This window comes from Paraburkholderia guartelaensis, assembly GCF_004353905.1.
Taxonomy (GTDB): domain Bacteria; phylum Pseudomonadota; class Gammaproteobacteria; order Burkholderiales; family Burkholderiaceae; genus Paraburkholderia; species Paraburkholderia guartelaensis.
The window spans coordinates 21,318-42,502 of the sequence record NZ_SMOD01000025.1; the positions used below are offsets into that span (position 1 = coordinate 21,318).

Genomic DNA, 21,185 nt, shown 5'->3' on the forward strand with positions numbered 1-21,185 from the left:
CGGGCATAAAAAAGCCCGCGCGGCCTTGCGGCGGCGCGGGCTTTTATCTGAGCGCTCCGAGCGGATCAGCGCGGATTGTTCTGCAACGAATCGCGGATCTCGCGCAGCAGCAGCACGTCTTCGGGCGTGGGCGGCGGCTCGGCGGGCGCAGCCGCTTGCGGCTGGCGCAGCTTGTTGATGAACTTCACCATCAAAAAGATGATGAACGCGAGAATGACGAAGTTGATCACCGCGGTGATGAACGAGCCATAGCCGAACACGGCCACGCCCGCGGTCTGCAGGTCCTTGTACGACTCGGGGTTGCCTTTATAGCTGGCCGGAATGTGGCCGAGCCGCACGAACATGTTCGAGAAGTCGAGGCCGCCCGTGATCACGCCGATGACCGGCATGATGAGGTCTTTCACGATCGAGTTGACAATGCTCGAAAACGCGCCACCGATAATCACACCGACGGCGAGATCCATGACGTTGCCTTTGACGGCGAATTCCTTGAACTCCTGGACGATACTCATGAGCGGGCTCTCCCTGAATGGCGCGGCACGGGGCTGGGGTCAATACGGCGTATTGGCGCAATCATAGCGAACGCATCCGTATCGCGGTAGCAATTTGACATTCCCTGACGTTTTGCTGGGGACCATGACGAAGTCCCGGAGAACGCACGCAGCGTGCCCACCGCGCTCGATTTGGGCCGCCTCTGGACTCAGCGCGCGAGCGAGATCTGCTGGTGAAAGGTCGCCGGATCGGTGTTGGTGCCACACAGCAGCACGCCCACGCGTTTGCCTTGCAGCGTGTCGCGCAGCGGCCCGAGCAACCCCGCCGTGGCCGTGGCGCAAGCGGGCTCAACGGCGAGCTTGAGTTGTTCGAAGAGCACCCGCATCGCGCTGCGCAAGGCGTCGTCGGTGACCGTGACGACGCGCTCGAGATGACGACGGCACAGCGTATAGCTGTATTGCTCGGCATGCGGCGACATGAGCGAGTCGGCGATCGAGTGCATGTGAGTCAGGCGCACCGTGTGGTTCGCGGCGAAGCTGCGGCTCATCACGTCCGAGCCCTCGGGCTCGACGCCATAGACGCGCACGCGCGGATTCGCGAGTCGCAGCGCAGTGGCGACGCCTGCAGCGAGCCCGCCGCCGCCAATGGGCACGACGACTGCGTCGAGATCGGGCGCCTGGGTGGCCCATTCGTAGCCAAGCGTGGCCGTGCCGAGCACCGTGCGATAGCCGTTGAAGGGATGCACGAAATAGCGTCCCTCGTCGGTCTCGATACGGCGCACGATCTCGAACGCCTCGCTGCTGTTGCCCGCCACGACGATTTCCGCGCCAAAGCGCTTGCACTGCGCGACGCGCGCCGCGCTCGCGGTCCGAAAGAGCACGACCTTCGCGCTGATGCCAAGGCGCATCGCCGCGTAGGCCACTGCAATGGCGTGATTGCCGCCCGAAACGCACGTGACGCCGGCGCTGCGTTGCGCGGCGTCGAGTGCGAGCAGATGCGTGAACGCGCCGCGCACCTTGAAGCTGCCGCTCGACTGCAGCAACTCGAACTTGAAGTTCACGAGCGTCGCTTCGAGCGTTGACAGATCGTGGCGATCGAACACCGGCGTGCGCAGCACCCATGGCGCGAGCGCGAAATGCTGCGAGGCGATCTCGTCGAGCGTGGGGATCGCCTCACCGTCGATCGTGTGACTGGTGGGCAGCGGCGCGGCAGTGGACATGATGGTGCGCGTGCGGCGTGGTTACTATGCCAGGGCTTCGACGGACATGCCGTGCACGAGCTTGCGCAGGAAACCTTCGCAGGCCGCGAGCTGTTCGAGCGAGACGTATTCGTTCGGCTTATGCGCCTGCTGGATGTCGCCGGGTCCGCACACCACGCTCGGAATGCCCGCGCGCGCGAAGAGGCCCGCTTCGGTGCCATAGGCCACCTTGCGTCGCGCCTGGTCGGCGGTGAGCGCGCGCACGAGCTGCGTGATCGCAGCCTGCTCGGTGGCGTCGAGGCCAGGTGCCGCGGCGATCTTCGTGAACTCGATCGCGCCCACGGCGTGCTCGCGCTGCATCTTCGGCACGAGCGTTTCGCGCGCGTATTGCTCGATGCGCGCGAAGATCGTGTCGGGGTCGAGCGTAGGCAGATTGCGGAACTCGAACGCGAAGCGGCATTCGGCCGGCACCGTGTTGATGGCGTTGCCGCCTTCGATCGTGCTCGTCTGCGCGGTCGTGAACGGCACGTCGTAGAGCTCGTCGAACGGACCGTTCGCGCGGAACTCGTCGGCCATGTCGCGGATATAGCAGATGAGGCGCGCCGCATACTCAATCGCGTTCAGGCCGCGCGGCGTGAGCGACGAATGTGCAGCCTGGCCGCGCACGCAGCACTGGTACGCGTTGATGCCCTTGTGCGCGACGATGGGGCGCATGCTCGTGGGCTCGCCCACGATGCAGCCTTCAGGCTTCACGCCGCGCTTCACGAGTTCTTCGATCATGAGCGGCGCGCCTACACAGCCCACTTCCTCGTCGAACGAGAGCGCGAGGTGCAGGGGCTTCGCCAGTTTCGTCTGCTGGATCTCGGGCAGGAGCGTGAGCGCCGCGCCGATGAAACCCTTCATGTCACAGGTGCCGCGGCCATAGAGCAGGCCGTCGCGAATCTCGGGCTTGAACGGGTCGCTGTCCCACTTCTGGCCGTCCACGGGTACCACGTCGGTGTGGCCCGAGAGCACGATGCCGCCGTTCGTCTCGCCGTCGTACGCGGGAATCGTGGCGAACAGGTTGGCCCATTTGCCGTCGCGGCCATAGGTGAGCGTCGATTCGATGCCGCGGGCGCGCAGATCGTCACGCACAGTCTCGATCAGGCCGAGATTCGGATGGCGGCTGACCGTATCCATCGAAACCAGGCGGGTGACCCAGGGGAGCGAGGCGGGAAGGGAGGCGGAAGGCGTGGACGACTGCGCTGTTTCAGCGGCGAGGGACATGTTGGACTCCAGCTTGCTCGTATTCTTCATCTTACCCAAAAAGAATGCGGCAAGCCAAAGCCGCGAGCCGTGCGGTGTCCCACGCAGCGGTCGACTGCGCGGGGCATGGCGCGCTGCAGCATGACGTGAAAACGCCCGCGCAGAAGGCAATCCGCGCGGGCGTTCGAAGAAGTGAAAAGGCGTTCAGCGCGACGCGCTAGCGCGATTGGGCGCACCGAGCGCGCGCAACGTCTCCTTCACGGTCGCCACGCGCACTGCGAGATCGGGGCTGCGCGTTTCGATGCGCAGCTTGTCCTGCCCCGCGAGCTTGATGTGCTTGTGCTTCTGCACCATCTCGATGATGCGCATGGCGTCCACGGGCGGATTCGGCACGAACTGCAAGCCGATGACCGCTTCGCCCGCATCGATCTTCGTAATGCCGAGCGGCTTGGCCGCCAGACGCAGACGGTGCGTTTCGATCAGCGCATGCGCCTGCGCCGGCATCTTGCCGAAGCGGTCGATCAGCTCTTCCTGAATGCCGTCGATCGAATCGTCGTGCTCGCAGTTCGCGAGCCGCTTGTAGAGCGACAGGCGCTCCTGCACGTCGCCGCAATAGTCGGCGGGCAGGATGGCGGGCGCGTGCAGGTTGATCTCGGTGGTCGCCGCGAGCGGCGCGTTGAGATCGGGTTCGCGGCCGTCTTTCAGCGCCTTCACGGCGTCGTTGAGCATGTCCGTATACAGCTGGAAGCCGATCTCCTGGATCTCGCCCGACTGCTTGTCGCCGAGCACTTCGCCCGTGCCGCGAATCTCGAGGTCGTGCATCGCCAGATAGAAGCCGGAACCGAGTTCCTCCATCTGCTGGATGGCTTCGAGCCGGCGTTGCGCCTGCTTCGTGAGCCCTTGCGGATCGTGCACGAGCAAATACGCGTACGCCTGGTGGTGCGAACGCCCGACGCGGCCGCGCAACTGGTGCAGCTGTGCGAGACCGAACTTGTCGGAACGGTGGATGAGGATCGTGTTCGCGGTCGGCACGTCGATGCCGGTCTCGATGATCGTCGTACAGAGCAGCACGTTCGCGCGCTGCGCCACGAAATCGCGCATCACGGCTTCGAGTTCGCGCTCGTGCATCTGGCCGTGCGCCACGGCGATACGCGCTTCCGGCACGAGCGCTTCGAGCATCGCACGGCGGTTCTCGATGGTCTCGACCTCGTTGTGCAGGAAGTACACTTGGCCGCCGCGCTTGAGTTCGCGCAGCATGGCCTCGCGAATCACGCTGTCTTCCTCGCGGCGCACGAACGTCTTGATGGCGAGGCGCTTTTGCGGCGCGGTCGCGATCACGGAGAAGTCGCGCAGGCCTTCGAGCGCCATGCCGAGCGTACGCGGAATCGGCGTAGCGGTGAGCGTGAGCACGTCCACTTCCGCGCGCAGCGCCTTGAGCGCCTCTTTCTGACGCACGCCGAAACGGTGCTCCTCGTCGATGATCACGAGCCCGAGGCGTTTGAACTGAACATCGGACGAAAGCAGCTTGTGCGTGCCGATCACGATATCGACGCTGCCGTCGTTGATCTGCTGGATCGCGCCGCTCACTTCCTTCGCGGTCTTGAAGCGCGAAAGCTCGGCGATGCGCACGGGCCATTCAGAAAAACGGTCCGTGAAGGTTTGCGTGTGCTGCTCGGCGAGCAGCGTGGTGGGCGAGAGAATCGCCACCTGCTTGCCGCCCATCACGGCGATGAACGCCGCGCGCAATGCTACTTCGGTCTTGCCGAAGCCCACGTCGCCGCACACGAGGCGGTCCATCGGCTTGCCGCTCGTCATGTCGCCGATCACGGCGGCGATCGCTGCGGCCTGGTCAGGCGTTTCCTCGAAGCCGAAACTCTCCGCGAACTTGACGTAATCGCGCGGTTCGAGCGCGAACGCGTGGCCCTCGCGCGCGGCGCGGCGTGCGTAGAGATTCAAAAGTTCGGCTGCGGTGTCGCGGATCTGCTGCGCGGCCTTGCGGCGCGCCTTTTCCCACTGGCCCGAGCCGAGCGCATGCAGCGGGGCGCTATCGGGATCGGCGCCGCTGTAGCGCGAAATCACATGCAGTTGCGACACCGGCACGTAGAGCTTGCTGCCGTTCGCGTATTCGAGGTGCAGGAACTCGGTATCGCCTTCGCCGAGGTCCATCGTCACGAGGCCGTGATAGCGGCCGATGCCGTGCTGCGCATGGACCACCGGATCGCCCACTTTCAGCTCGGAGAGGTCGCGCACCATCGAATCGACGTTGCTCGCCTGTTCCTGGCGGCGGCGCCCGGCGCGGCGCGCGAGCGGGCCGTAAAGCTCGGTCTCGGTGATGACCGCGAGTTCCTCGCCCGGCAGCGAGAAGCCCGTGGAAAGGGGCGCGACGCCCATCGCGAAACGTTCGTCGCCGGTGAGCCAGTCCTCGAAGCTGTCCGCGCCCGTGGGGCGCAGATGGTTGTCGGCGAGCAGCTGCGCGATGGTTTCGCGCCGGCCCGCCGATTCCACCGCGAACAGCACGCGGTTCTTCGTCGTCTCGAGGTACGTGCGCAACGAAGCGAGCGGGTCGTCGGCGTGGCGGTCGATCGCGAGGTTCGGCAGCGCCGTGGCCCAGCCGCCCGCGCTCGTGGCGGGCAGCACGAGGCGCGCGAACGGCTTCGCAAACGTGAAGAAGTCCTCGTCGGTCAGGAAGAGGCGCTGCGGCTCCAGGATCGGCCGCTCGCGGTCGTGCGAGAGGAAGTTGTGGCGCTGCTTCGTGTCGTTCGTGAAGCGGCGGATCGAGGCGTCGAGGTCGCCCGAGAACACCAGCTGGGCGTTTTCCGGCAGATAGTGGAAAAGCGTGGCCGTCTCTTCGAAAAAGAGCGGCAGGTAGTATTCGATGCCGGCCGAGGGCACGCCGTTGCCCATGTCCTTGTAGATCGTCGCGCGGCTCGGGTCGCCCTCGAACACCTCTCGCCAGCGGCTGCGAAACGCCGTGCGCGCGGCTTCGTCGAACGGGAACTCGCGGCCGGGCAGCAGGCGCACATCCTTCACGGGATAGAGGCTGCGCTGGCTGTCCGGATCGAACGCGCGGATCGAGTCGACCTGGTCGTCGAAGAGGTCGATGCGGTAGGGCAGCGGCGAGCCCATCGGAAAGAGGTCGATGAGCGAGCCGCGCACGCAGTATTCGCCCGGGCGCACCACCTGGCTTACGTGCTCGTAGCCCGCGAGCGTGAGCTGCGACTTGAGCTTCGCTTCGTCGAGGCGCTCGCCCTGCGAGAACGAGAACGTATAGGCCGCGAGGAACGAGGCCGGCGGCATGCGGTAGAGCGCCGTGGTGGCCGGCACGATGAGAATGTCGCAGCGGCCCTCGCCGAGATCGTGCAGCGTGGCGAGGCGCTCGGAAACGAGGTCCTGGTGCGGCGAGAACGTGTCGTACGGCAGCGTTTCCCAGTCGGGCAACAGGCGCACGCGCGCCTCGGGCGCGAAGAACGGAATCTCCTGGGCGAGGCGCTGCGCGTCCACGGCGCTTGCGCAGATCACGGCCAGCAGCGGCGCACGGGCGGCGCTGGCGCGCGCGGCCTCGCGGTAGCGGGCGATCAGGAGCGCGTCGGACGAGCCGTGCGTGCCGTCGAACGCGTAGCGCTGCCCCGGCTTGACGACGGCAACGGGGGACGGGGATTGCGAGGAAGCGGCGATATCGGACATGGGCAACAGGGTGGCCGACGAGTGTGTCGGCGCGTGTGTCGGTATGGTGGCCAGTTCAATTCCGGCAGGGTGCAACACCGGAATATAAGGGCCGGTTTCTGGTCTTCAAGTGAATTCGGCGCGCTTTTCCTTACATTGCGCGGGCATTCTATGGCCGTTTTGCGGGCGTCCGGCGTGCGGGTAAGGGACCTATTATAAAATCCGTCCTTTACTTTGACTCATGCGGCTCGCGACACCGTGACTTCACGCCTCTTTGCCCTGATTCCGTGCGCCGGCACCGGCAGCCGGTCGGGCTCGGCCATGCCGAAACAATATCGAATCGTTGCCGGACGCGACCTCCTGCACTATACGCTTGCCGCTTTTGACGCCTGCAACGAATTCTCGCAGACGCTCGTGGTGATTTCCCCCGACGATACCCACTTCGACGCCCGGCGCTTCGGCGGCTTGCGCTTTGCCGTGCGCCGCTGCGGCGGCGCCTCGCGCCAGGCTACGGTCTACAACGGCCTCGCCGCGCTTGCTGAATTCGGCGCGACCGACGACGACTGGGTGCTCGTGCACGACGCCGCGCGCCCCGGCATCACGCCCGCGCTGATCCGCACGCTCGTCCAGTCGCTCAAGGACGACCCGGTGGGCGGCATCATGGCGCTGCCGGTGGCCGACACGCTCAAGCGCGTCGCGCCGAAGGATCCCGCGGCGCCCGGCGTGCATATCGCGCGTACCGAATCGCGCGACGGACTCTGGCAGGCCCAGACCCCGCAGATGTTCCGCATCGGCATGCTGCGCACGGCCATCGAGCGCGCACATCAAGACGGCCACGATCTCACGGATGAAGCGAGTGCAATCGAATGGCTCGGTCACGCGCCGCGACTCGTGCAGGGCAGCCTGCGCAACTTCAAGGTGACGTACCCCGAAGATTTCGCGCTCGCCGAAGCGATCCTCAGCCGGCCCGCAGAGTAAGCGCGCCGCAATCCCTCTACCCGGAATCCCAAACATGGACATCAGAATCGGACAAGGCTACGACGTGCACGCGCTGGTGCCCGGCCGCCCGCTCGTGCTCGGCGGCGTGACGATCCCCTACGATCGCGGCCTGCTCGGCCACTCGGACGCCGACGTGCTGCTGCACGCCATCACCGACGCGCTGTTCGGCGCCGCCGCGCTCGGCGACATCGGCCGCCATTTCCCCGACACGGACAAGCAGTTCTACGGCGCGAACAGCCGCGTGCTGCTGCGCGAATGTCTGCGCCGCGTGCAGGAGGCGGGCTTCACGCTCATGAACGTCGATACCACGGTGATCGCGCAGGCGCCCAAGCTCGCGCCGCACATCGAATCGATGCGCAAGACGATCGCCGAAGACCTGAACCTGCCGGTCGAGCGCGTCAACGTGAAGGCGAAGACGAATGAAAAGCTCGGCTATCTCGGCCGCAGCGAAGGGATCGAAGCGCAGGCGGCGGTACTCCTGCTGCGCGCGTGACCGGTTATTCAACCCTCGTATTGAAGGGTTGAACGGCGCGAGCAGGGCGCGTGCCTGCTCCGCAGCTTACGGCGATGATTGCAGCTGCAATCATCGCCGTTGCTTTTCTTGCGGATTAATTTTCGTTTTTTTCGTCCCATACTGAACCGGTAACCGGAAGTGGGGAGGACGATGGCGGGAGTTGAAAGACGCGTGAAAGGCCTCGACGGCCTGCGGGCGCTGGCAGTGGTGCTCGTATTCCTCTCGCACAAGGCCCACGTCGATGCGATCGATGCGGGTAAGATCGGCGTCTGGCTGTTCTTTCTGATCAGCGGCTATCTGATCATCGGTGAGTTGCATCGCAATCGGGTCCGCATCGAGCAGCACGGCGCGCGTACGGCCGCGCTGCTGTATGTCTTTTTCATGAAGCGCACGCTGCGCATTTTTCCCGTGTATTACCTGCTGCTCGTCGCGCTCACCATCGCGCATGCGAGCTTCTATCAGCGCGATGTCGATCTCGGGCTCGCCTGGCATTTCGTATTCCTCTCCAATTACTGGATCGGCGTGGTGCACGACGGTTGGCCCGGCACCGTTTCGCATTTCTGGAGCCTCGCGGTCGAGCAGCAGTTCTATCTCGTCGCGCCGTTTGCGCTGCTGTTCGTGCGTGCGTCGCGCCATCTCACGCTCTGCGCGGTGGTCGTCGCGGCGGCTGGGCTCGCGCATCTCGCGCTTTACGAGGAAGGGGCAATCGCGCCGCTCATCTACGCATTCTCGCCGTGGAATTTCGCCATGCTTGCGCTCGGCGGCGCGCTGGCGATTGGCGGCGCGCGCGCGCCATTGCGCCCGGGGGCGTTGAGCGCGGGTTGGTTCGTTGGGGCATGTGCGGCGGTCGCCGGCTTCGCGCTCGCACGCGCCGATTGTGCCGGGTGCGCCGAAGGCGTGACGAGCGCGACGATGCTGCCGGGCTTCTGCGATATCGGGCTCGCGCTCTCGCTCGGCGCGCTTTTCCTGTGGCTCGTGCGCCGTCAGGACAGCGTACTGGTCGCGGCGCTGGAACTGCGGCCGCTGGCGTATCTCGGCACGATCAGCTACGGCTTCTATCTGTTTCACAACCTCGTGCCCGCGCGTCTTGGCGTGGCGCCGGGGCTCTATGCGAGGTTTCATTTGCCCGAGATGGCGCAGCTGGCCCTCGCGCTCGTGCTGCAGTTCGCACTGTCCGTGCTGCTCGCGCATCTGTCGTGGCAGGTGCTGGAAAAGCGCGTGCTCGAGTGGAAACGGCCGCTCGAAATGGCGATACGCAACCGCTTGCCCACACGCGCCGCAGCGAGTCAGACGTGATGCGCGACGGCGCGAGGTCTAGAGCGTCACGCCGCCGACTTCGCGGCCGTCCGGACACAGCTCGCCGGTCTGTAGCCCATCGAGCACGCGCAGCACTTCTTCGGCGCTGCGCCCCACGTTCAGGTTGTTCACCGTGACGTGCTGGATCGTGTTGTCGGGATCGACGATGAACGTCGCGCGCAACGCCACGCCCGCTTCCTTGTCGCGTATGCCGAGCTGATCGATCAGTTCGCCCTTCACGTCGCCGAACGAATAGTGATTGAGGCGATCGAGACTCTTGTCCTCGCGACGCCACGCGAGCTTCACATATTCGTTGTCGCAACTGCCGCCCATCACGACCGTTTCGCGGTCATCGAATTCCTTGATGAGCCGTGCGAACGCGACGATCTCGGTGGGGCAAACGAGCGTGAAATCCTTGGGGTAGAAATAGATGACCTTCCACTTGTTGGCGAAGGTCTGCTCGGTGATCTCGGTGAACGCCGATTCGCCGTTTTCTTCGGGATGGTTGAAGCCGGGCTTCGCGGCCGTGACGGTAAAGGCTGCGAGTTTGTCGCCGACGGTTTTCATGGCGGAGGTCCTCAGACGAGAGACGGGCCGGGCGGCCCGCTTTGACGCCGCGCGCTGCGCTGCGCGGCGTGCCCATGAAAACGATTGTCGCAGTTGCGGGCGGCGCGTGGTGCGACGGTGCGCCGCCGCCGGTTTTCGGTCGGAAGGGGAGAGACTCAGGCGCCCTTGGCGAGCGGGAACTCGATCGTCACTTCGAGGCCGGGGCCCGGCAGCCGGTTGCGCAGGCGCAGCGCGCCGCGATAGCGGCCCACGAGGCGCTGCACGATGGCCATGCCGAGCCCGGTGCCGTTTGCCTGCGTACGGGCCGTATCGACGCGGTAAAACGGCCGCGTGACGAGCGGAAGCTGATCCTCGGGAATGCCCGGGCCTTCGTCGACCACCGAAAGCTCGACGCGCGAATGCGAGACGCGCGTTTCGAGCATGATGTGAGGAATGCCGTCGGTTTCGCTCGCGCCGTACTTGCGCGCGTTCTCGATCAGGTTGCCCACGACGCGGCGCATGTCGGTGTCGTCGGCTTCGATCATGGCCGAAGGCGCGAGCCGTGTGATGAGACGCACGCCATCCTCGCTCGCCATGCGCGCGGCCATCTCGCCGGCAATGACCGAGAGGTCGACACGCTCGGGCATGCGCTGGGTGGGCCGCGCGTAATCGAGGAAGCGGCCGATGATCATGTCCATCTGCTCGATGTCGTCGATCATTGCGTCCTTGGTGGCCTGGTCGGACGGACTCATCTCCGTCTCGAGCCGCAGGCGCGCGAGCGGCGTGCGCAAATCGTGCGAGATGCCCGCAAGCATCAGCGCGCGGTCGGCCTCTAGCTGCTCGAGGTCGCGCACCATCTGGTTGAACGAGCGATTCGTTTCTGCCGCGACGCCCATGCCGCTCTCGGGCAACGGCGCGGGCGGCTGCCCGGAGCCCAGCATGCGCGCCGACATGGCGAGGCGCGCGAATGGCCGGTTCACGAGACTCGTGATGAAGGCCGCCCCGAAGAGCGATAGCGCAAGCGCCGAGACACCCCATCCGACCCACTGCAAGCCTGTGACGTTGTCGAGCTGGTCGCGGTCGAGCGCGACCCAGTAGTCGTCATCGTCGATCTTGAAGCTGATCCACACGCCCGGAATGTCGTTCACGGACTGCGCGATCACGGTGTCGTCGCCAAGACGCCCACGAATGTCATGCTCGATCAGGCGATTGAGCGACTCGTCGGGCTGGAGCTTGTATTTGTCGGTGGTTTCGCGCGGGTACACGCGCACGCCCTCGTTGCTCTCGAGATCCTGCAGCAGCGCGCGGCGCAGATCGGGATCGGAGTAGAGGAGCGCGGTGCGCGTGAGCTTCACGATCGCGACGAGCTGGAGCGCCACGCGCTGCGCGCGCGGCTCCCGCTCGATCACACGAAAGCTCTGGAACCACGCGGCGAGACTGACCGCGATGAGAAGGGCGATCAACAGGAAGGTGCGCCAGAACAGATCGCCGAACGCGAGCGTAAGCAAACGCCGGTCAATCCGCATGGACCCTTCCCGTTTCAACAGAGGCAGTGCAGACAACGAGACACCATCCAGGATCAGGCGGCGCCGTCGGGAATGAACACGTAGCCGAGGCCCCACACCGTTTGAATGAAACGCGGGCTGCCCGGATCGGGTTCGATGAGCTTGCGCAGGCGCGAGATTTGCACGTCGAGGCTACGGTCGAACACTTCGTATTCACGGCCGCGCGCAAGCTCCATGAGCTTTTCGCGCGAGAGCGGCTGGCGCGGATGACGCGCGAACACCTTGAGCACCGAGAACTCGCCCGTGGTGAGCGGAATTTCCTGGCCAGCCTTGGTGAGCGTACGCGTGGCGAGATTCAGGGCGAATTCGCCGAACTCGAACACCTCGGTGGTTTCCGAGGGTGCGCCCGGCAGTTCGGACGGCGCCTGACGGCGCAGCACCGCGTGAATGCGCGCGACGAGTTCGCGCGGGTTGAAAGGCTTGGGCAGATAGTCGTCAGCGCCCATTTCGAGGCCGACGATACGATCCACGTCCTCGCCCTTGGCGGTGAGCATGATGATGGGCGTGCGGTCGTTGCTGCCGCGCAGACGCCGGCAGATCGACAGGCCGTCTTCGCCTGGCAGCATGAGATCGAGCACCAGCAGGTCGAAACGCTCGCGCACCCACAGCTTGTTCATGGCGGGGGCGTTTTCGGCCACGTAGACGTTGAAGCCCTGCTCGCCGAGGTAGCGGCGCAACAGGTCCCGCAGTCGGGGATCGTCATCGACAACGAGAATTTTGGACGGGTTTTTGGTTTCCATGCCTGGCATCTTAGCGCGATTGGATACTGATGCGAGTTTGCACCAATTATCAGGTTACAGTCAGTTACAAAATTTACCCGTGCTGTGCCACGACCGCAAGCACTGACAGATAGACTTCTTTACGTAAAGCGGCAGTTCGGTAGATACTTCATTCGACTTTAAAATTCATGCCCGCGCCGAGCCGGGTTCGCACATGTATTCGAGGTAGCCGTTTGCCGCGTCAAGAAGGGAACAAAACGATGGGAGGGGTCAGGCCGACAATGCGCCACACCATGCTTGCACTGGCGCTAGCCGGTGGCGTGGCGGCTGCACTGGAGTCGGTGCCGGCCCGGGCCCAGCCCTCCGCAGACCGCTACGAGAACTCGCAGTCCTCCGCTCGCTCGCCAGGCGGCAAACCGTCAATGCGGCGCGTACGCAGCGACACGATTCCGCGCCCCGCTTCGGACATCAACCAGCGTCCCGCGGTTCCCCCCGATCTCGATCAGCGCCGCCGCGACGGCCATATGACGCCCGAAGAGCGGCGCCTCTTGCGTCAGCATATCGAAGACGCCGTGCGCGAACTGTACAAACGCTGATACCGCAGCGGTGCGTGTAAATGCCGCTCTGTTGCGATCACGATGCGATTGCGCCGCGATAACGTTTACACGATTTTCTCTTCGCGCCTCGCGCACGCCTTTCTCGCGCCTTTCATGATTTTATCGGCATCGAATCGCGCATTCGCGCACTCGCGCCGCCGAAACGCGCTGAAAAATACCGTAGCAATTCCGTCGTCAACATCCGTTACGCCAAAGCCGTTAAGCCGGTACATTTTATTGATTGCGCCGGCGGTTTCGTCGTGCGCCCATTCATCATGAGCGACTCCAGACGGTCGAGGCCAAACGCGCAGTCCGCCGCCCACGCATCGGCGCCCGACGACGACGCGGACGCGTTGCTCGACGCCGACGACGCCCGCCATCTTCTCGTGCGCGCGGGCTTTGCGCCGCGCGAGAGCGAAGTTGCGCCTTATGTCGGACTCACGCGGGAGCAGGCTGTCACGCGGCTCGTCGGTGGCGCGCGCAGCGAGGCGCTCACGCCGCTGCCTGCATGGACCGCCGAAGTGCCGCCGAGCCGGGCACAGCGCAGCGCGTGGACCCCCGAAGAACGCCAGCAAGCGCAGCGCCAACGTGGTGCGCGCTATGACGAATTGCGCGCGTGGTGGCTGCGCGAGATGCTCGTCACGCCTTCGCCGCTGACCGAGCGCATGACGCTCTTCTGGCACAACCACTTCACCTCGGGGCAGGACAAAGTCGGCGAGCCGCAGTTGATGGCCGCGCAAAACGTGCTGTTGCGGCGCGACGCGCTGGGCAGTTTCGCGAACATGCTGCACGCAGTCGCGAAGGACCCCGCGATGCTGCTTTACCTCGACGGCGCGAGCAATCGCAAGGGCAGGCCCAACGAGAATTTCGCGCGTGAAGTGATGGAACTGTTCACGCTCGGCGAAGGGCAGTACTCGCAGCGCGACGTCACCGAAGCGGCGCGCGCCTATACGGGTTGGAGTCTCGATCCCGACACCCAGGCGTTCGCCTGGCGCGCCGACTTGCACGACGACGGCGAAAAGACCGTGCTTGGACGCAGCGGTGCGTTCGACGGCGACGAGGTGCTCGACATCCTGCTCGCGCAGCCGCAAACTGCCCGGTATGTGTCGGCCAGACTATGGCGCGAGTTCATCTCCGCAACGCCCGACGATGCGCAGCTCGCAAACATCGCCGATCGTTTTCGCACAAGCGGTTATGACATCGGCGCGGCGCTTCGCGCGCTCTTCGTCACGCCCGCGTTCTGGGATGAACGCAATCGGGGCGTGCTCGTGAGTTCGCCGGTCGAGTTCATCGTCGGCACGATGCGGCGCTTCGACGTGGCGTATGGCGACACGCTGCCGTTCGCGCGCCGCTCGGCCGCGTTAGGCGAGAACCTGTTCTATCCGCCGAACGTGAAGGGGTGGCCCGGCGGGGCGTCGTGGATCAATAGCTCGACGCTGCTCGCACGCAAGCAGTTCGTCGAGCAGCTGTTTCGTGCGACGGAAGCAGGGCGGCCGCATGCTGCGGCTGCACCGACGAAGATCGCGGCGAGCATGCCGCAAAACGCGCAGAACGCGATGCGGCGTGATGCTTTGCAAGGCGGCATGCGCTTCGATCTGGATGGCTGGCTCTCGCGCTACGGTCTCACTGCCGATGCCACGCCCGGCCTTTCCGCGCAGTTGCAAATGCAGCATGCAGTCCTGCCGCTTGCGCCTGTCGATGCGATTGCGGTTGGCAGTACTTCGGGATCATATCTCCAGGCACTGCTGATGGATCCGGTGTATCAGTTGAAGTGAAGCATGAATACGAATAGCCGAATCCCTGGCGGCAATGTGCGCCGCCGCACTGACGAGCGAGGCAAGCCATGAAGCGACGCGACTTTCTTGCAGCCGGTGCGACGGCCGCCGCGGTGGCGGGCACGACGCTATGGCTGCCTCGCACTGCGCGCGCGCAAAGCGCGGCGCCCATGCACCCCGGCACGGCGAGCGGCTACGAGAACCTGCTGATTCTCGTCGAGCTGAAGGGCGGCAACGACGGCCTGAACACTGTCGTGCCGTTTGCCGATCCGCTCTACTACAGCTACCGGCAGACGATTGGCGTGCCGCGCGCACAGGCGATACAACTGGACGAGCGCACGGCATTGCATCCGGCGCTCGCGCCGCTCATGCCGATGTGGCGCGCGCACGAGCTTGCAATCGTGCAGGGCGTGAGCTACCCGCAGCCCAACCTTTCGCACTTTCGATCGATCGAGATCTGGGACACGGCTTCGCGCTCCAACGAATATCTGCGCGAGGGCTGGCTCACGCGCGCGTTCGCAGGCGAGCCGGTGCCGCCCGGTTTCGCCGCCGATGCGCTCGTGCTCGGCAGCGCCGAGATGGGGCCGCTCTCGAACGGCGCGCGCGCCATCGCACTCGTGAATCCGGCGCAGTTCGCGCGCGCTTCGCGCCTCGTCACACCGGTCTCGCTCAAGGAACGTAATCCTGCGCTCGCGCATATCCTCGACGTCGAGAACGACATCGTGCATGCCGCCGATGCGCTGCGGCCGCGCCCGGGCAATTACGCGCTGAAGACTGCATTTCCGGCCGGCGCGTTCGGCGCCTCGATCAAAACGGCCATGCAGGCGCTCGCCTCGAGCGACACGCCGCAAGGCGCGCCGGTACCAGGCCGCGGCGTTGCGGTGATTCGTCTGACGCTGAATGGCTTCGACACGCACCAGAACCAGCCGCAGCGTCACGCCGACTTGCTGCGCCAGTTCGCTTCGGGCATGGCGGCGATGCGCTCGGCGCTCGTGGAGCTTGGGCGTTGGGACCGCACGCTCATCGTGACGTATGCGGAATTCGGGCGGCGCGTACGCGAGAATCAAAGCCGCGGCACCGATCACGGTACGGCTTCGGCGCACTTCGTCGCGGGCGGCCGGGTGGCGGGCGGGCTCTATGGCCAGGCGCCGCAACTCGCGCGGCTCGACGGCAACGGCAATCTGCCGGTGAGCGTCGATTTCAGGCAGATCTATGCGACCGTGCTAGGCCCCTGGTGGGGCCTCGACACGCAGGCCGTGCTGCAGCAGCGCTTCGAGCCGCTGCCGTTGCTGCGCGCGTAGCACGGGCACGAACGTCAACCGCGCCGCGCGGCGCGCCAGGCGATCCACAGCTTGCGCACCGGCGTGAGCACGATCTGCTGATGCAGCACCTGGTAGCCTTCGCGCTCGACTTCGTCGAGCAGCGCAAGTTCGAGCGCCGCGAGCGCACGCAGGGTGCGCTGCTCGCGGCGCGCCGAAGCGGGAATCGCGTCGAGCGCGGCCTGGACCGATTCGCGCGCACGCGAGGTCTGGAACTGCATCAGCTCCGTGAACTCTGCGCTGTAGCGACGGTTGATGAGATCGGCGGCGGTGACGTTGTAGCGCTGCAATTCGTCGATGGGCACGTAGATGCGGCCATGGCGCGCATCGTTGCCGATTTCCGGCACGAACTGCGCGAGCATCAGCGCGTTGCCAAGCGGTGCGGCCCAGCTTGCGGCGTCCTGGCGATCCTCGTCGGTGCGCGCACTGAGTTGCGCGACGAGCGAGGCGAACGTGCCGCCCACGCCCTGCATATAGCGGCGCAGATTCGGCAGATCGAGATAACGCGCCTGCTCGAAGTCCATCTCGAAGCCGGCGAGCAGCGCCTGCAGATCGGGATAGACGGCGCTGGCATCGCCGAGATGCGCGGCGAGCGCCTGCGTGACCGGATGCGCGGGTTTGCCCGCGGCGAGTGCGGCCAGTTCCTTTTGCCACCAGGCGAGCTTGGTGCGGCCGACGGTGGGATCGCTCGTTTCTTTCGCGGTTTCCTCGAGCTCGCGGCGCAGCGCGAAGAGGGCGGTCAAGAGCGGCTGGCGCGTAGCGCGGGCCTGACGCAGCGCATAGTAAGTGCTCGAACCAGGGGGAGCCGCCTTTTGCAGGCAGTAGTCGTCGAAGTTCACGGCGTTCGGAGATGTGGGGCGATGCGGCTCGCGCGGCGGCCAGGGCGCGCCGCGACGGTAGAGCCGCGATTCTAGCATCGGCGTGGCTTTCGGCCGGCCCGGCAGGGCGGCCCGGGGCGCGGGTCGATGCACTGGGCTGATGCGCCGCCACGCCCCGTCGTGCACTGTTTTCAGGATGCAGACAAGCGCCAGTCAATCGGTTAGAATCTCGCGCTTGCGCTTTCTGACGCTTAGCTGGAAGCGCGCAGCCGGCACATAATGAAGCATCGCTGCCGGTGGGCGCAGTCAGAAAGCAGGCTGGATTGCGGGCGAGGTGGTCAACACCGCGCCCGGCGTCTCACGAGGACTCGATCAGTCGGCATGTCGCACAGGGTTGTATCGCGCGAGTGATTCGCAGCGGTCCTGCCGGGCGCAAGAAGAGAAGCGCAAAGAATTCGCGTGAGTGGCGAAATTGGTAGACGCACCAGGTTTAGGTCCTGACGCCCGCAAGGGTGTGCCGGTTCGAGTCCGGCCTCACGCACCACAGTAAAAAGGCCATGTACCTTCCGGTACATGGCCTTTTTGTTTGTGCGCTGCTTGCGCTGTTTGCGCGACGCACTCGCGATAGCGGCTCGATCCCGGCCGCCATCTGTTTCGCTTATTGCCTCTGTTCGTGCGTACTGCCTTACAGTTCGGTCTGCATGGCGTCGATCACCTTGTCGAGCGCGCGCGCGAGCGCGTCGCGTTCCTTGTCGTCGAGGCTCGCGAAGAGGTCGACATTCCACTTGCGCGCGATGGGCATGACCTTGCGATACAGCGCGCGTCCGTCGGTTGTGAGCGAAACGAGCACGAGGCGTCCGTCCTCCTCGCTCGTGTCGCGCTGCATGAGGCCGCGGCGCATCAGCGCCTCGGCTGCACGGCTTGCCTGACTCTTGTCGAGATTTGCGTGACGCGCAAGCTCCATCACGGAAAACGGGCCGAACGCCCCCACTGCTGCAATGAGCCGAGCTTCCGGAAGTGTGATGCCGAGCTTCGCCTGGTAGCGTTCGCTCGCGCCACGTTCGGAGAGTTTGTTCAGGACATGCAGCCGATAGGTGAGGAATTGTTCGAGTCCGGCTTTGCTTGCCTTCATGGGAGTCCTGGTCTGGTCGCTTGGGAAGGGCGCGATCGTGTCGCGATTCCATGATTGTTGCCCCATCTTGCGCGCGGGTCAACGCATCCTAACCCTTGTCCAGCACATCCAGTGCAGTGCACGAATCTATTAATCGCTTACTGCGGAATGCGTGGCGCGCCGAGGTCATCGCCTGGGTCACGAGTCTGGCCGCGATCCTGCCGCCCGGATTCGCGCAACGAGGCCGGGGCGGCTGCCCCAGCCTGTCTCGCTGGACCTTAGTTGGATGTACGCGCAGCGTATTTGAGGCGGGTGAGCTGCTCCGCTTCGTTGGCGAGCAGGCGCGCGGCGTCGCGAATCGCCGTTTCGAGCGTGATGGGGCCCGGGGCGGGCGAGAAGCAGCCGCTGAAATGCTCCGCGAGCCGCGGCAGGGCGGCTGCATCGACGGCGCCCGAGAGCAGCGTGGCCGGCACGCCCACGGCCGCGGCGTGGCGGCAGGCGATGAACGGCGCCTTACCGTGCAGCGTTTGCACGTCGGAGCGGCCTTCGCCGGTGATGAGCCAGTCTGCGCGATCGAGCGCTTCGTCCAGACCGATGGTGCGCGCAACGACTTCGGCGCCGGGCTCGAAGCTCGCGCCGAGCATGCGCAGCGCGAAACCCAGGCCGCCGGCCGCGCCGGAACCTGCTTCGTCGCGCACGCGACGGCCCAGCGCCGCTTCGAGCAGATCGGCGAAACGCCCGAGTGCCGCGTCGATCGGCGCGACCTGCTCGGGCGTCACGCCTTTTTGCGGGCCGAACACGGCGGTCGCGCCATGCTCGCCCGTGAGCGGATTGTCCACGTCCGACATGCCGACGAACGATGCCTCACCAAGTCGCGTGTCGAGCCCGGAAACGTCCACGCGTGCGACTTGCGCGAGCGCTTGCGGCGTGGGTTCGAGGGGCTTGCCGGCGGCGTCGAAGAGCTGCAGACCGAGGCCAGCGAGCAAGCCCGCGCCGGCGTCGTTGGTGCTGCTGCCGCCGAGCGCCACGTAAAAGCGCCGCACGCCTTCGTCGAGCAGCGCGCGGATCGCTTCGCCCATGCCGCGCGTGCTGCGCGCGTCCACCGGCACGCCCATGCCCAACGGGTCCGTGATGCCGACGATCTCAGCGGTTTCGACGATCGCGCTGCCGTCGTGCAAGAGGCCCACAGCGGCGTCGCGCCTCGCGCCCGCTGCGCCTTCCACGGTCAGGACGCGGCGCTCGCCGCCCATCGACAGCATCGCGTCGAGCGTGCCTTCGCCGCCGTCGGCCATGGGGCGAATGCGGATGTCGGCGTCGGCGCGCACGCGGCGGATGCCCTCGGCGATCGCAGCGGCGACCCCGTCCGCGCTGAGCGAGCCTTTGAAAGAGTCAGGAGCAATGACGATAACGGGAGCGTCAGTCGACGAATTCGGCATGGTGTCTCTGCTGGAAGAATTGTGTTGGGAGCGGCTGCGGCCGGCGGGGCGTCCGGCGCGTGCGTAAGCTTAACAGTCTCGCTACGTGCTCTGGATACCGGCGTTGCGATAGCGCGCATCGGGGCGCGTTTGCGGCTCGTAGCGGCTCAAAAGCAGGCCAAAACGGGGCTCTTAGCACAGTCAAACGGCAATTCCGTTGGGACCGGGAAATAGTTTGCTAAAATACTTGGCTCTTTTGACGGAACCGCACCGCAAGCCGCCCGTTTCGGCGCTGTTGAGCGGCGCACGAGGCGCCTGCATTCAGCTCCAAAGCGGGTTGCTGGACCACATCGGATCCAGGCGGACCGCGGCTCGCAAAGACCACAGATTACTGATTCGCTCGAACAATTTTAGGACGATTGAAGCCATGGCTAACGTTGTTGAAAACCTCGGCAAGCTAGAACGCCGCGTGACGATTTCCCTGCCGAAGGACGCCGTGCAGAAAGAAATCGATTCGCGCATCCGTAAACTCGCGAAGAACGTGCGCATGCCGGGTTTCCGCCCGGGCAAGGTGCCGCTCAAGATGGTCACGCAGCAGTATTCGGGCCAGGTCGAAGCCGAAGTTCTGAGCGACAAGGTCGGCAAGGAATTCTTCGACATCAGCCGCGCCGAGAACCTGCGCGTCGCAGGCCAGCCGAGCTTCGCACCGAAGTCGGAAGCCGCTGAAGGCGACTACGCGTTCGACGCAACCTTCGAGGTCTACCCGGAAGTGAAGCTCGGCGACGTCGCAACGGCCGAAATCGAGCGCACGACGACGACCATCACCGAAGCTGAAATCGACCGCACGCTCGACATCCTGCGCAAGCAGCGCGTGCATTTCCACGCTCGCGGCGAAGCCGGCGAGCACGGTGACGGCGGCGCCGACACCGCAGCGAAGGAAGGCGACCGCGTGACGGTCGACTTCGTCGGCAAGATCGACGACGTCGCATTCCCGGGCGGCACCGCTGAAGGCTTCGCGTTCGTGCTCGGCGAAGGCCGCATGCTGCCGGAGTTCGAAAAGGCGGCAATCGGCCTGAAGAAGGGCGAGTCGCGCGAATTCGACCTCGCGTTCCCCGAGGACTATCACGGCAAGGACGTCGCCGGCAAGACGGCGAAGTTCACGATCACGATGCAGCAGATCGAGTGGCCGCACCTGCCGGAAATCGACGGTGAATTCGCCAAGTCGCTCGGCATCGCCGACGGCGACCTCGTGAAGATGCGCGGCGAAATCAAGGACAACCTCGAGCGTGAAGCGAAGCGCCGCACGCAGTCGATCGTCAAGAACCAGGTGATGGATGCACTCCTGAAGATCGCCGAACTCGACGTGCCGAACGCACTCGTCGAGCAGGATCAGGAACGCCTCGTCGAAATGGCACGTGCCGACCTCGCGCAGCGTGGCGTGCCCAACGCCAAGGACGCACCGATCCCGGCCGAAATGTTCAAGGAACAAGCCGAGCGCCGCGTGAAGCTCGGCCTCGTGCTCGCCGAACTCGTGAAGGCCAACAGCCTCGAGGCGAAGCCGGAGCAGATCCGTGCTGAAGTCGACGAATTCGCGAAAAGCTACGAAGACCCGAAGGAGGTCGTGCGCTGGTATTATTCCAACCAGCAGCGTCTGGCCGAAATGGAAGCCTATGTCGTCGAATCGAACGTCGTCGACTTCGTGCTCGGCAAGGCCAAGGTGACGGACAAGCAAGTTAGCTTCGAAGAACTGGCAAGCGCGACGGCGCAGGCTTAAATCTGCCCGCTACGGCGTGCCGGCTGTCGGAGCGACCGACGGCCAGCACGCCGTTTTTGTATCCGCAGGTTTTAGCCATGCTGTCCGTGTGGTTGATTTAACCGGGGTCCGTCGCCATACGGGTATATCAGAAGAACTTT

17 protein-coding genes and 1 tRNA gene are annotated in these 21,185 nt (G+C 65.2%); 8 read left to right on the forward strand and 10 right to left on the reverse strand.

All coding sequences use genetic code 11. From position 1 onward, the window contains the following. Positions 1-65: 65 nt before the first annotated feature. The 4 genes from mscL to mfd form a co-directional block, all read right to left on the reverse strand. Complete coding sequence (mscL, locus tag E1N52_RS27865; RefSeq protein WP_069268109.1) at positions 66-512, reverse strand: large conductance mechanosensitive channel protein MscL; 447 nt, start codon at positions 510-512, stop codon at positions 66-68. Positions 513-700: 188 nt separating this feature from the next. Continuing rightward, positions 701-1,711 carry a threonine/serine dehydratase family protein gene (locus E1N52_RS27870; RefSeq protein ID WP_133186023.1) on the reverse strand — a complete coding sequence of 337 codons (1,011 nt, stop codon included), beginning with the start codon at positions 1,709-1,711 and terminating at the stop codon, positions 701-703. A 24-nt stretch (positions 1,712-1,735) separates the two neighbouring features. Next, positions 1,736-2,956: an acetylornithine deacetylase gene (gene argE, locus E1N52_RS27875; protein ID WP_133186024.1), complete on the reverse strand. Its 1,221-nt coding sequence runs from the start codon at positions 2,954-2,956 to the stop codon at positions 1,736-1,738. A gap of 183 nt (positions 2,957-3,139) precedes the next feature. Further along, positions 3,140-6,619 (reverse strand): transcription-repair coupling factor, encoded by a 3,480-nt coding sequence (gene mfd / locus E1N52_RS27880; RefSeq protein WP_133186025.1) that lies wholly within the window; start codon positions 6,617-6,619, stop codon positions 3,140-3,142. A gap of 237 nt (positions 6,620-6,856) precedes the next feature. Between mfd and ispD the strand changes: the two genes are divergently transcribed. The 3 genes from ispD (at position 6,857) to E1N52_RS27895 (ending at position 9,407) form a co-directional block, all read left to right on the forward strand. Then, entirely contained in the window at positions 6,857-7,576 is a 720-nt protein-coding gene (ispD, locus tag E1N52_RS27885) for a 2-C-methyl-D-erythritol 4-phosphate cytidylyltransferase (protein ID WP_133186026.1), read from the forward strand. 34 nt (positions 7,577-7,610) lie between these two features. Continuing rightward, on the forward strand, positions 7,611-8,090 hold the full coding sequence (ispF, locus tag E1N52_RS27890) for a 2-C-methyl-D-erythritol 2,4-cyclodiphosphate synthase (protein WP_069268105.1): 480 nt from the start codon (positions 7,611-7,613) through the stop codon (positions 8,088-8,090). Positions 8,091-8,261: 171 nt separating this feature from the next. Further along, positions 8,262-9,407, forward strand: coding sequence for an acyltransferase family protein (locus E1N52_RS27895; RefSeq protein ID WP_133186027.1), 1,146 nt, complete (start codon positions 8,262-8,264; stop codon positions 9,405-9,407). 18 nt (positions 9,408-9,425) lie between these two features. Here E1N52_RS27895 and E1N52_RS27900 read toward each other — a convergent pair whose 3' ends face one another. The 3 genes from E1N52_RS27900 to ompR all read right to left on the reverse strand — a co-directional run bounded on the left by E1N52_RS27900 (position 9,426) and on the right by ompR (position 12,267). Beyond that, positions 9,426-9,974, reverse strand: coding sequence for a peroxiredoxin (locus tag E1N52_RS27900; protein WP_133186028.1), 549 nt, complete (start codon positions 9,972-9,974; stop codon positions 9,426-9,428). Positions 9,975-10,129: 155 nt separating this feature from the next. After that, positions 10,130-11,479 (reverse strand): ATP-binding protein, encoded by a 1,350-nt coding sequence (locus tag E1N52_RS27905; protein ID WP_133186029.1) that lies wholly within the window; start codon positions 11,477-11,479, stop codon positions 10,130-10,132. 53 nt (positions 11,480-11,532) lie between these two features. After that, positions 11,533-12,267 (reverse strand): osmolarity response regulator transcription factor OmpR, encoded by a 735-nt coding sequence (gene ompR / locus E1N52_RS27910; protein WP_027814652.1) that lies wholly within the window; start codon positions 12,265-12,267, stop codon positions 11,533-11,535. A gap of 251 nt (positions 12,268-12,518) precedes the next feature. Between ompR and E1N52_RS27915 the strand changes: the two genes are divergently transcribed. From E1N52_RS27915 to E1N52_RS27925, 3 genes are all read left to right on the forward strand, one after another. Further along, the gene (locus E1N52_RS27915; RefSeq protein ID WP_133186030.1) at positions 12,519-12,833 is read left to right on the forward strand and encodes a hypothetical protein; all 315 of its coding nucleotides are present in this window, start codon (positions 12,519-12,521) and stop codon (positions 12,831-12,833) included. 275 nt (positions 12,834-13,108) lie between these two features. After that, positions 13,109-14,608 carry a DUF1800 domain-containing protein gene (locus E1N52_RS27920; protein WP_133186031.1) on the forward strand — a complete coding sequence of 500 codons (1,500 nt, stop codon included), beginning with the start codon at positions 13,109-13,111 and terminating at the stop codon, positions 14,606-14,608. A gap of 68 nt (positions 14,609-14,676) precedes the next feature. Beyond that, positions 14,677-15,909 (forward strand): DUF1501 domain-containing protein, encoded by a 1,233-nt coding sequence (locus tag E1N52_RS27925; protein WP_133186032.1) that lies wholly within the window; start codon positions 14,677-14,679, stop codon positions 15,907-15,909. 14 nt (positions 15,910-15,923) lie between these two features. Here the strand turns inward: E1N52_RS27925 and E1N52_RS27930 are convergent, their stop codons facing one another. Continuing rightward, a complete protein-coding gene (locus tag E1N52_RS27930; RefSeq protein WP_133186133.1) occupies positions 15,924-16,766 on the reverse strand; it encodes a squalene/phytoene synthase family protein in 843 nt (280 codons plus the stop codon). 436 nt (positions 16,767-17,202) lie between these two features. On the opposite strand from E1N52_RS27930, the gene E1N52_RS27935 reads away from it, so the two are divergent. Then, a tRNA-Leu gene (locus E1N52_RS27935) sits at positions 17,203-17,289 on the forward strand. Between the two features lie 141 nt (positions 17,290-17,430). Here the strand turns inward: E1N52_RS27935 and E1N52_RS27940 are convergent. Continuing rightward, on the reverse strand, positions 17,431-17,877 hold the full coding sequence (locus tag E1N52_RS27940) for a MarR family winged helix-turn-helix transcriptional regulator (protein WP_133186033.1): 447 nt from the start codon (positions 17,875-17,877) through the stop codon (positions 17,431-17,433). A 257-nt stretch (positions 17,878-18,134) separates the two neighbouring features. Further along, entirely contained in the window at positions 18,135-19,292 is a 1,158-nt protein-coding gene (locus E1N52_RS27945) for a glycerate kinase (RefSeq protein WP_133186034.1), read from the reverse strand. A 406-nt stretch (positions 19,293-19,698) separates the two neighbouring features. On the opposite strand from E1N52_RS27945, the gene tig reads away from it, so the two are divergent. Continuing rightward, positions 19,699-21,045 (forward strand): trigger factor, encoded by a 1,347-nt coding sequence (gene tig, locus E1N52_RS27950; protein ID WP_133186035.1) that lies wholly within the window; start codon positions 19,699-19,701, stop codon positions 21,043-21,045. The last annotated feature ends 140 nt before the right edge of the window (positions 21,046-21,185 follow it).

Bases quoted from the DNA above. Each gene is read 5' to 3' on its own strand.
- mscL (WP_069268109.1), bottom strand. From the start codon at position 512: ATGAGTATCGTCCAGGAGTTCAAGGAATTCGCCGTCAAAGGCAACGTC.
- E1N52_RS27870 (WP_133186023.1), bottom strand. From the start codon at position 1,711: ATGTCCACTGCCGCGCCGCTGCCCACCAGTCACACGATCGACGGTGAG.
- argE (WP_133186024.1), bottom strand. From the start codon at position 2,956: ATGTCCCTCGCCGCTGAAACAGCGCAGTCGTCCACGCCTTCCGCCTCC.
- mfd (WP_133186025.1), bottom strand. From the start codon at position 6,619: ATGTCCGATATCGCCGCTTCCTCGCAATCCCCGTCCCCCGTTGCCGTC.
- ispF (WP_069268105.1), top strand. From the start codon at position 7,611: ATGGACATCAGAATCGGACAAGGCTACGACGTGCACGCGCTGGTGCCC.
- E1N52_RS27895 (WP_133186027.1), top strand. From the start codon at position 8,262: ATGGCGGGAGTTGAAAGACGCGTGAAAGGCCTCGACGGCCTGCGGGCG.
- E1N52_RS27900 (WP_133186028.1), bottom strand. From the start codon at position 9,974: ATGAAAACCGTCGGCGACAAACTCGCAGCCTTTACCGTCACGGCCGCG.
- E1N52_RS27905 (WP_133186029.1), bottom strand. From the start codon at position 11,479: ATGCGGATTGACCGGCGTTTGCTTACGCTCGCGTTCGGCGATCTGTTC.
- ompR (WP_027814652.1), bottom strand. From the start codon at position 12,267: ATGCCAGGCATGGAAACCAAAAACCCGTCCAAAATTCTCGTTGTCGAT.
- E1N52_RS27915 (WP_133186030.1), top strand. From the start codon at position 12,519: ATGCGCCACACCATGCTTGCACTGGCGCTAGCCGGTGGCGTGGCGGCT.
- E1N52_RS27920 (WP_133186031.1), top strand. From the start codon at position 13,109: ATGAGCGACTCCAGACGGTCGAGGCCAAACGCGCAGTCCGCCGCCCAC.
- E1N52_RS27925 (WP_133186032.1), top strand. From the start codon at position 14,677: ATGAAGCGACGCGACTTTCTTGCAGCCGGTGCGACGGCCGCCGCGGTG.
- E1N52_RS27940 (WP_133186033.1), bottom strand. From the start codon at position 17,877: ATGAAGGCAAGCAAAGCCGGACTCGAACAATTCCTCACCTATCGGCTG.
- E1N52_RS27945 (WP_133186034.1), bottom strand. From the start codon at position 19,292: ATGCCGAATTCGTCGACTGACGCTCCCGTTATCGTCATTGCTCCTGAC.
- tig (WP_133186035.1), top strand. From the start codon at position 19,699: ATGGCTAACGTTGTTGAAAACCTCGGCAAGCTAGAACGCCGCGTGACG.